This is a genomic window from Methylobacterium sp. WL6 (assembly GCF_008040095.1).
In the GTDB taxonomy this organism is placed as follows: Bacteria; Pseudomonadota; Alphaproteobacteria; order Rhizobiales; family Beijerinckiaceae; genus Methylobacterium.
Map to the genome: position 1 here is coordinate 1 of NZ_VRVH01000338.1, position 4,634 is coordinate 4,634.

Sequence of the window (4,634 nt, forward strand, 5' to 3'; positions counted from 1 at the left end):
GGGCGCCCGCACGGCGCTGTTCAACTGGCTCTATGCCCGCCGGATGGGCGGCCGGATGCTGCTGCGCATCGAGGACACCGACCGCGAGCGCTCGACGCAAGGGGCGATCGACGCGATCCTCGACGGGATGAGCTGGCTCGGGCTCGATTGGGACGGCGACGTGGTGTTCCAGTACGCCCGCGCCGAGCGCCATCGCGAGGTCGCCGAGAGCCTGCTCGCCTCGGGCAACGCCTATCGCTGCTACGCCACGCCGGAGGAGCTGACGCAGATGCGCGAGCAGGCCCGGGCGGCGGGCAAGCCGCTGCGCTACGACGGGCGCTGGCGCGACCGCGACCCGTCCGAGGCACCGGCCGGGGTGAAGCCGGTGATCCGGCTGCGCGCCCCGAGCGAGGGCGAAACGATCGTCGACGACGCGGTGCAGGGCCGCGTCACCTGGGCCAACCGCGATCTCGACGACCTCGTGCTGCTGCGCTCGGACGGCAACCCGACCTACATGCTCGCCGTCGTCGTCGACGACCACGACATGGGCGTCACCCAGGTGATCCGCGGCGACGACCACCTCACCAACGCCGCGCGCCAGAGCCAGATCTTCTCGGCGCTCGGATGGGAGGTGCCGAAGATGGCGCACATCCCGCTGATCCACGGGGCGGACGGGGCCAAGCTGTCCAAGCGCCACGGCGCGCTCGGCGTCGACGCCTACCGCGACCTCGGCTACCTGCCGGCCGCGCTCCGCAACTACCTCGTCCGCCTCGGCTGGAGCCACGGCGACCAGGAGGTGTTCTCGACCGAGGAGATGGTGGCGGCCTTCGACCTGAAGGCGATCGGCCGCTCGCCGGCGCGGTTCGACTTCGCCAAGCTCGAGAACCTCAACGGCCTCTACATCCGCGGCGCGGCGGACGCCGACCTCGTCGACGCGATCGAGCGCATCCTGCCGAACGTCGGCCCGGAGCGCGGCCTCTCGGCACCGCTCGCGCCGGCCCTTCGCGAAAAGCTCGTCGCGGCGATGCCGGGGCTGAAGGAGCGGGCCAAGACCCTGATCGAGCTGCTCGACAGCGCCTACTATCTCACCGCCGCGCGGCCGCTGGTGCCGGACGAGAAGGCTTCCGCCCTCCTCACCGACGAGGCGCGCGGGCGGCTCGCCGCGATCCTGCCGGCGCTGGAAGCCCTGCCCGAATGGAACGCCGCCGCGACGGAAGCGGCCGTGCGGCACTTCGCGGAGACCGCCGGCCTGAAGCTCGGGCAGGTCGCCCAGCCGCTGCGCGCGGCGCTGACCGGGCGCACGACCTCGCCGCCGCTGTTCGACGTGATGGCGGTGCTGGGACGCGCGGAGAGCCTCGCCCGTCTCGGCGACGGCATCACGAAGGATTGAGACCGCCGCCGCAGCGCACGCGCGGCCCGGTTTTCGCTTGGCGTCTCGACGTGGTTGTCATCCGCCCCGTTGCTGGCGCTCGGCCGATCCGCTAACCCGATGGGCTTGTGAGCACCTGCAGCAAAATGCCGGTGACTTCGGGTCCCGGGCGGCGCGGAGCGCAGCCTGGGCCGGCTTCGATTCGTTGCCAGGAAAGGGTCCACGTTCCATGAGCGCAGCCAGCACCATCACCGTGGACGGCAAGCAGATCTCTCTGCCCGTCAAGAGCGGCACGATCGGCCCCGACGTCGTCGACATCGGCAAGCTCTACGCCCAGACCGGCGCCTTCACCTTCGATCCGGGCTTCACCTCGACCGCCTCGTGCGAATCGAAGATCACCTACATCGACGGCGACGAGGGCGTTCTGCTCTATCGCGGCTACCCGATCGAGCAGCTCGCCGAGCAGGGCGACTTCCTCGAGACCTGCTACCTAATGCTGTTCGGCGAGCTGCCGACGCCGGGTCAGAAGGCCGACTTCGACTACCGCGTCACGCGCCACACCATGGTGCACGACCAGATGAACCGGTTCTTCACCGGCTTCCGCCGCGACGCCCACCCGATGGCGGTGATGGTGGCCTCCGTCGGCGCGCTCTCGGCCTTCTACCACGACTCGACCGACATCACGGACGAGAGCCAGCGCATGATCGCGTCGATGCGCATGATCGCCAAGATGCCGACGCTGGCGGCGATGGCCTACAAGTACTCGATCGGCCAGCCGTTCGTGTACCCGAAGAACGACCTCGACTACACCTCGAACTTCCTGCGGATGTGCTATGCCGTCCCGTGCGAGGAGTACCAGATCAACCCGATCTTCGCCAAGGCGCTGGACAAGATCTTCATCCTGCACGCCGACCACGAGCAGAACGCCTCGACCTCGACGGTGCGGCTCGCCGGCTCCTCCGGCGCGAACCCGTTCGCCTGCATCGCGGCCGGCGTCGCCTGCCTGTGGGGCCCGGCGCATGGCGGCGCCAACGAGGCGGCGCTGAAGATGCTGATGGAGATCGGCACGCCGGACCGCGTCGACCAGTACGTCGCCAAGGCCAAGGACAAGAACGATCCCTTCCGCCTGATGGGCTTCGGCCACCGGGTCTACAAGAACTACGATCCGCGCGCGCGGATCATGCAGAAGACCACCCACGAGGTGCTGAAGGAGCTCGGCAAGCACGACGACCCGCTGCTCGAGGTCGCGATGAAGCTCGAGGAGATCGCGCTCAAGGACGAGTACTTCATCGAGAAGAAGCTCTACCCGAACATCGATTTCTACTCGGGCATCACCCTCAAGGCGATGGGCTTCCCGACCGACATGTTCACGGTGCTGTTCGCGGTGGCACGCACCGTCGGCTGGATCGCGCAGTGGGCCGAGATGATCGAGGACCCCTCGCAGAAGATCGGTCGCCCGCGCCAGCTCTACGTCGGCCCGACCAAGCGCGACTACGTCGGCATCAACGACCGCGGCTGAGGCGCCTTTTGAGTGCCGTCGGCCGATGATGGATCTGCCGGCGGCGCGATGGGCCTCTCGGTCGCCAAAAACCCGCGCCCGTCATTCCGGGGCTGCGAGGCAGAGCCCGGGATCCTGAACCGCAGGCCGCCCTTCGGCAGGCATCGCCGGCGGCTCTGGATTCCGGCCTCGCCTGCGGCGCCCCGGAATGACGGCAGCCCGACGATCCGAAGCCTCAGGTTCTGATCGCAGCCAGCACCACCCGCGCCGCGCTGCGGCTCGGGGCCTCGTCGCCCGGCAGCCGCATCAGGCCGTCGATGCGCTGCAGGGCCGCGAGCTGGCGGTCCCGCGCGGCGCCGCCGGTGACCAGGGGGGCGAGCGCCGTGGCGAGGCGGTCCTCGGTGCACTCGGCCTGCACGAATTCCGGCATCGCGTTCTCGCCGAGGATCAGGTTCGGCAGCACGATCGTCGGCACCTGGATCAGGCGCCGGGCCACCGCCTCCTCGACACGCGAGACCTTGTAGGCCACCACCATCGGCACGCCGGCGAGCGCCAGCTCCAGCGTCACGGTGCCGGAGGCGGCGAGCGCGGCCCGCGCCTGGCGGAAGGCGGCGTACTTCTCGGCCTCGCCCGCGACGATGCGCACGGGGGCGCTCCAGGCCTTGGCCATGCGCTCGATCAAGGCGCGATGACGGGTGACCGCCGGCAGCACCGCCTCGATCGGCCCGACGTCCCGCGCCATGCGCGCCAAGGTGCGGCCGAAGACCGGCATCAGCCGCTCGATCTCGGATCGGCGCGAGCCCGGCAGCACCACCACGCGCCACGGCACGGCCTCCCGCGACGCCGCGTCGGCGGCGTCCGGCCGCAGCTCGGAGAACCGCTCGATCAGCGGATGCCCGACATAGGTGCAGGGCGGCCCGTTGAGCCGCAGGTGCGCCTCCGGCTCGAACGGCAGCAGGGCGAGCACGTGGTCGACGAAGCCCCGCATCGAGGCCGCCCGCCACGGCCGCCACGCCCACACGCTCGGCGAGACGTAGTCGACGATCGGGATCTCGGGCGCACGCTTGCGCACCCGCGAGGCGACCGCGTGGGTGAAGCCGGGGCTGTCGATGATCACGAGCACGTCCGGGCGGTTGGCGACCACGTCGTCCACCGTCTGGCGGATGCGGCGCAGGAGCGTGCGCAGCCGCGCCAGCACCGGCAGGTAGCCCATCACCGCCACGTCATCGAGGGGGAAGAGCGAGGTCAGGCCGCGCGCCGTCATCGCCTCCCCACCGACGCCGCCGAAGGTCACCGGGCGGCCCGCGGCCTCGTGCAGCGACGCCATCAGCTTGGCGCCGAGCTGGTCGCCGGAATCCTCGCCCGCGACGAGCCAGATCTTCATGCGCCGACCCCCATGCCGATCAGGAAGAGGCCGAGCCGGTCGGCCTCGGCGATCGTCTCCGCCCGGTCGATCAGCAGCGTGCGCCCGGCCTCGACCGCGAGCCCGACGCAGCCGGCGGCCGACGCGTTGCGGACCGTCCGCGGGCCGATCGCCGGCAGGTCGATGCGGAGATCCTGGTCGTCCTTGGCGCACTTCACCAGCACGGTCGCGGGCAGCGCCCGCTCGCGGCCCCAGAGCCTGAGGTCCCACGGCTTGCGCCCGACGGTGCGGGCGCGGGCGAGCATGCGGTCGGTGCCCTCGGGGCCCTCGACGGCGAGCACGCGGTCGGCCGCGACCACCACCGCCTGGCCGACATCGAAGGCCGAGAGGGCGGCCAGCAGCGCGCGGCCGGTGGCGATCGAGGC

The 4,634-nt window shown here is 71.0% G+C and carries 4 protein-coding genes; 2 read left to right on the forward strand and 2 right to left on the reverse strand.

What is annotated here, in order from left to right:
• Positions 1 to 1,369 (forward strand): glutamate--tRNA ligase (gene gltX / locus FV230_RS24950; RefSeq protein ID WP_246694990.1); only part of this gene is annotated, 1,369 nt, incomplete at its 5' end.
• Positions 1,370 to 1,577: 208 nt separating this feature from the next.
• Positions 1,578 to 2,867: a citrate synthase gene (gene gltA / locus FV230_RS24955; protein WP_147844312.1), complete on the forward strand. Its 1,290-nt coding sequence runs from the start codon at positions 1,578 to 1,580 to the stop codon at positions 2,865 to 2,867.
• 214 nt (positions 2,868 to 3,081) lie between these two features.
• Here gltA and lpxB read toward each other — a convergent pair whose 3' ends face one another.
• Together lpxB and FV230_RS24965 are read right to left on the reverse strand one after the other, a co-directional pair.
• Complete coding sequence (gene lpxB / locus FV230_RS24960; RefSeq protein WP_147728522.1) at positions 3,082 to 4,230, reverse strand: lipid-A-disaccharide synthase; 1,149 nt, start codon at positions 4,228 to 4,230, stop codon at positions 3,082 to 3,084.
• On the reverse strand, positions 4,227 to 4,634 hold a 408-nt coding region (locus tag FV230_RS24965), incomplete at its 5' end, for an LpxI family protein (RefSeq protein ID WP_147844313.1). The genes lpxB and FV230_RS24965, both read right to left, overlap by 4 nt.